The 4,874-nt window shown below is 65.1% G+C and carries 3 protein-coding genes; 2 read left to right on the plus strand and 1 reads right to left on the minus strand.

The features are described from left to right. Positions 1–277: 277 nt before the first annotated feature. Positions 278–1,924 carry a sulfatase-like hydrolase/transferase gene (locus ACK41X_RS05975; protein WP_409720262.1) on the plus strand — a complete coding sequence of 549 codons (1,647 nt, stop codon included), beginning with the start codon at positions 278–280 and terminating at the stop codon, positions 1,922–1,924. 31 nt (positions 1,925–1,955) lie between these two features. Beyond that, entirely contained in the window at positions 1,956–3,020 is a 1,065-nt protein-coding gene (locus tag ACK41X_RS05980) for a Bug family tripartite tricarboxylate transporter substrate binding protein (RefSeq protein WP_409720264.1), read from the plus strand. A gap of 5 nt (positions 3,021–3,025) precedes the next feature. On the opposite strand, the gene ACK41X_RS05985 is transcribed toward ACK41X_RS05980, so the two are convergent. Further along, the gene (locus tag ACK41X_RS05985; RefSeq protein WP_409720266.1) at positions 3,026–4,585 is read right to left on the minus strand and encodes a DUF4403 family protein; all 1,560 of its coding nucleotides are present in this window, start codon (positions 4,583–4,585) and stop codon (positions 3,026–3,028) included. Positions 4,586–4,874 lie beyond the last annotated feature (289 nt).

The following is a 4,874-nucleotide window of genomic DNA, read 5'->3' on the forward strand; positions in this document are numbered from 1 at the left end:
CGGATCAGGTTCAAAGGGTTACCGCGGCGTCTTTCAAAAAGACCTTGCGGAATCTCAGCCCCTTTAGGGACTCCCCTCGGAACGGAGCTAATGTAAGCCGTTGCGGACGGGTGTCAACGCGACCGGCGCCTTGTCCACCCGCGCGTCCCGGCCCATAAGGACGAGATCGCAGAACGAAAACGCGTCGTCCCCGCGAAAGCGGGGACCCATAACCGCGGCTCTGGATTATGGGTTCTCGCCTTCGCGGGAGGAGCGACCGAACGAGAGGTCGTCAAACGTGACCCGCCACGTCAAGAATATCCTCTTCATCATGTGCGACCAGCTGCGCTTCGACTATCTGTCCTGCGCCGGCCATCCCACCTTGCAGACCCGGAACATCGACGCGCTGGCGGCGCGCGGGGTGCGCTTCACCCGGGCCTATGTGCAGTCGCCGGTCTGCGGCGCCTCGCGCATGAGCTTCTATACCGGCCGCTATGTGTCCTCGCATGGCGCGTCCTGGAACGGGTTTCCGCTCAAGGTGGGCGAGATGGCCATGGGCGATTATCTGCGCCCGCTCGGCCTTCAGACTGTGCTGGTCGGCAAGACCCATATGGAGCCCGATGTCGAGGGCATGGAGCGGCTCGGCATCGATCCGCAATCGATCATCGGTGTGCGCGTTTCCGAATGCGGCTTCGATCCGTATGAGCGCGACGACGGCCTGCATGGTATCGGCCCGGACGGCCGCTACGATCCGCGGCGGCCGCGTTACAACGCTTACCTCAACGAAAAGGGCTATGCCGGCGACAACCCGTGGCACGATTATGCCAATGCAGCGGACGGCGAGGGCAACGCGCTCGCCTCCGGCTGGGCGATGCGCCATGCGCGCAAGCCGGCGCGCGTTGCCGAGGAGGATTCCGAGACGCCCTACATGACGCGCCGGGCGATGGACTTCATGCGCGAGGCCGGTGAGCGGCCGTGGTGCCTGCATCTGTCCTATATCAAACCGCACTGGCCCTATATCGCGCCCGCACCGTATAACGATATGTACGGTCCGGACGACGTGATCCCGGCGGTGAAGAGCGAGAGCGAGCGCGCCGATCCGCATCCGGTCTATCGCGCATTCATGGATCACCTGGTCGGACGCAACTTTTCGCGCGAGGAGGTGCGGCGCGAGGTGATCCCGGTTTATATGGGACTGATCAGGCAGATCGACGATCAGCTCGGGCATCTGTTCGGTTTTATGCAGGAGCGCGGGCTCCTCCACAACACGCTCATTGTCTTCACCTCCGACCACGGCGATTATCTTGGCGATCACTGGCTCGGCGAGAAAGACCTGTTCCACGAACCGTCGGTAAAGATTCCGCTGATCGTCGTCGACCCGTCGCCCGACGCCGATGCCGCGCGCGGCAGCGTCTGCGATGCGCTGGTCGAATCGATCGACCTGTTGCCGACCTTCCTCGATTGCCTTGGCGCCGATCCAGCCGGGCAGTCGCATCGGCTCGAGGGCCGCTCGCTGTTGCCGTGGCTGCGCGGCGATACTGCGTCCGGCTGGCGCGATTTCGCGTTCAGCGAATACGACTATTCGATGCTGCCGGCGGCGGCCCGGCTTGGCGTCGCGCCGCGCGATGCGCGGCTGTTCATGGCTGCCGATACGCGCTGGAAATATGTGCATGCGATCGGCTTCCGGCCGATGCTGTTCGATATGCAATCCGATCCGGACGAGTTCCGCGATCTCGGTGCGGATCCGGCCTACGCCGCCGAGCGCGCGCGGCTTGCAGCGGCTTTGTCGGAATGGGGGTTGCGCATGTCGCAGCGCACCACGGTTTCGGAGCAGCGCATCCTGGCGGCGCGCGGCAAGTCGCAACGGCGCGGCATCCTGATCGGGGTGTTCGACGAAGACGATGTGCCGGCGGAATTGTGGACCGCCTATCGCGGCGATGGATGATTTGCGAGCCGTCGTGCGATAGCATGGGGCAATGATCACCAAGCGATCGGCCAAGAACGATCCGACCAAGATCGGCCCCGTCACGTGCGATCCGTCAGAAATGATCCGGGAGGAAATGATGTTTCACCGCAGAAGTCTTCTGTCCGCGGCGCTCGCAACGGCCTGTGCAGCGATGCTGCCGGCGCCCGCAGCGGCGCAGCTCGGCGAGCAGCCGATCCGCATCATTTTTCCGTTCACGCCGGGCGGCTCCGGGGACGCGCTGTCGCGCCTGATCGCCGAGCGGATGCGCACCGAACTGAACCGCCCGGTGATCGTCGAGAATCGCACCGGCGCCGGCGGACGGATCGGCGTGCAGGCGGTGAAGAATGCCGCCCCCGACGGTTCGACCTTGCTGCTGGTGCCGATCGCGCCGGTCGCCGTCTATCCGCTGGTCTATCAGAACCTCGATTATGATCCTTTCACCGATCTAGCGCCGATATCGCAGCTCGGCACCTTCGATTTCGGGATTGCGGTCGGACCGAAAGCGCCGGTGAAGACGCTGAAGGAACTGGTCGACTGGGCCAAGGCCAATCCGAAAGAGGCCAATTACGGCACGCCCGCCGCGGGGACGCTGCCGCATTTTCTTGGCGCGCTGTTCGGCGAGAAAGCCGGACTTGATTTCCGTCACGTCACCTACAAGGGCTCGGCGGCCGCGATGGCCGATGTGGTCGGCGGACAGATTCCGGTCGTGGTGACGACGACCGCCGACCTCCTGGAAATGCACAAGGGCGGCCGCGTGCGTGTGCTTGCAACGTCCGACGCCCAGCGATCGCAGTTTCTGCCCGATGTGCCGACCTTCAAGGAGGCCGGCTACGACCTTCAGGCGACAGGCTGGTACGGCATTTACGCCCCGGCGAAAACGCCGCCGGACGTCATCGCCGCTCTTAACAAGGCGGTTGTGAGCGCGGTGAAGTCGCCCGATTTGCGCGAGCGCCTGCTCGGCTTCGGCCTTGTGCCGACCGGCACTTCGGCGGCCGAACTCGCCGAGATCATGAAACGCGATGCCGCGTTCTGGGCGCCCGCGGTGAAGGCGTCCGGCTTCACCCCGGAAAAGTAAGCCGGCTATCTCGCCGGCAGTTTGCTCAGCGCGACGCGCGCCACGCCGTCGATCTCGGCGGTAACGCGCACCACTTTTGAGTCGAACTCGACCCCGACCAGACGCAGGCCGGTCAATTGCGCATCGGCCTTGATGCCGTCGCCCTGAATGCGAAAATCCGCCAGCGCCTTGTCGATGCTCTTGCGCGCATTGGCGAGCGCCGGCCGCAGGTCGAGGGTGGCGTTGCGAGATAAGGCGGCTTGCAGCGCAGGCAGCGCTGCTTTCGCCGCGGCGCCGATCAGTCCGAATGCCTGGTCCGACTCGGCCGTGAGCGCGATGTCGTCGAGCCGCAGCGTCTGCTGGTTCTGGTCGAGCACCGGATTGCCCGCGATATGGATGGTCGCTTCGCTGCCGAAGCCAAACCAGGATTTGCGTTCCGTGGCCTTGACCAGCATCGAGATCATCAGCCGATCGCCGGAGGGCGCGGCCACCGCACGCAGCACGGTAATTTCCCCCGACCCCGACGAGTCGCGGAATGTCTTGCCGCGAAATTGGACTTCGATGAGCCGGTTGATGTCGGCAAAGGGCAGGTCGATCGGCATGGCGATCGCGATCTTGCCCTGCTCCATCGGCGGCACAAGCTCGAGCTTTGCTGGGAACGGGCAATCCGGCTTGGTCGGTTGCGAGAGGATCCGGGTTTCGGCCTCGACGCCGATCGCGACCGTCACCGCATTGGCGTCGACACGCGGCTGCGCGGCGAAGGCGCGCATCGGGCGCGCCTCAAGATAGAGCTGCGGCAGGCCGGGGGCGGTCCTGTCCAGCGGGAAGGAGCGGCACAGTTTCGACCATTCGCGCCGCGCTGCATTTTCGATCGCGGTGTCCTCGCGGACCCGCGCGGCAAGCGCCAGCATCTGGTCCGACATCGCACGGTCCACCAGAAATTTGACCTCGCGCGCGGCGTTGAACCTGACGCCGGCGATCTGAAGATTGGCCTCCGCCAAGTCCGTCTTGCCGGTCAGGTTGGCTTCCAGCCGCCAGCCGGTGGTGATCTTCGGCCGCGCCGTGACCGCAATCCGTCCTTTCAGGTCGGTGCGCAGATCGAGCGGCTTGGTTGTATTCGCATTGCCGCCGCGCGGTTGTCCGTCATTCCGGATTCCGGTCAGGGCGCCGATCAGCCCGTTCAGCTTGTCGGGCAATTGGCCTGCGATGCGAAGCGTACCGTTGACATCGGTCGCCATCATCAGTCCGTCGGCACGGCCGGTGAAGGTGAAAGGCGCGCGCTCCAGCGAATAGGCGACCTCGGATTTCGACAGCACTTTGGCAATCGGGTTATCTGGCTTTCCGGAGAGGTTGCGCGGAGCGGCGTCCTCGATCGCCTGACGCAGCGCCGGAATGGCGATGGCGACCGGTGCGATGATCAAAGAGCGGCGCATCGCGGGCGGCAGGTCCGGCGTTTCCGCCAGCCTCGCGGGCTGCAACGATCCGGCAGGCGTCAAGAGGTCGAACGACCAGAGCGCGATCAGGAAAAAGCCGAGAGCGAGCGCGACCGCGCCGGCGATCTTCAACCCCGCATGATGCGTAAACATGGCGCGACGGACCCCGGCGGACACATCCGATCGCTGGCTCGGATTACGGGAAGACTATGCCGTCCCGCGATCCGATGCCAGCCGTGTCCCCGGCGGCCTTATCGCAGATGGCCCGGGCCGAATTTGTGGCGGTGGCGCTCCGGGGCGGCGAGCGCCCCGGAGCGCAGGAGGAAGAGTCCCTTAGTTGGCGCGGGCCGCCATCATCGCCTGCAGACGGTGAGGCGCTTCCGACGAGCCGAGCGCACGCGCGCGCTCGTACCAGAACGAGGCCTTCACGATATCCGGCTCA

Origin of the sequence: Pseudorhodoplanes sp. (genome assembly GCF_046289595.1) — a bacterium.
Lineage (GTDB): Bacteria > Pseudomonadota > Alphaproteobacteria > Rhizobiales > Xanthobacteraceae > Pseudorhodoplanes.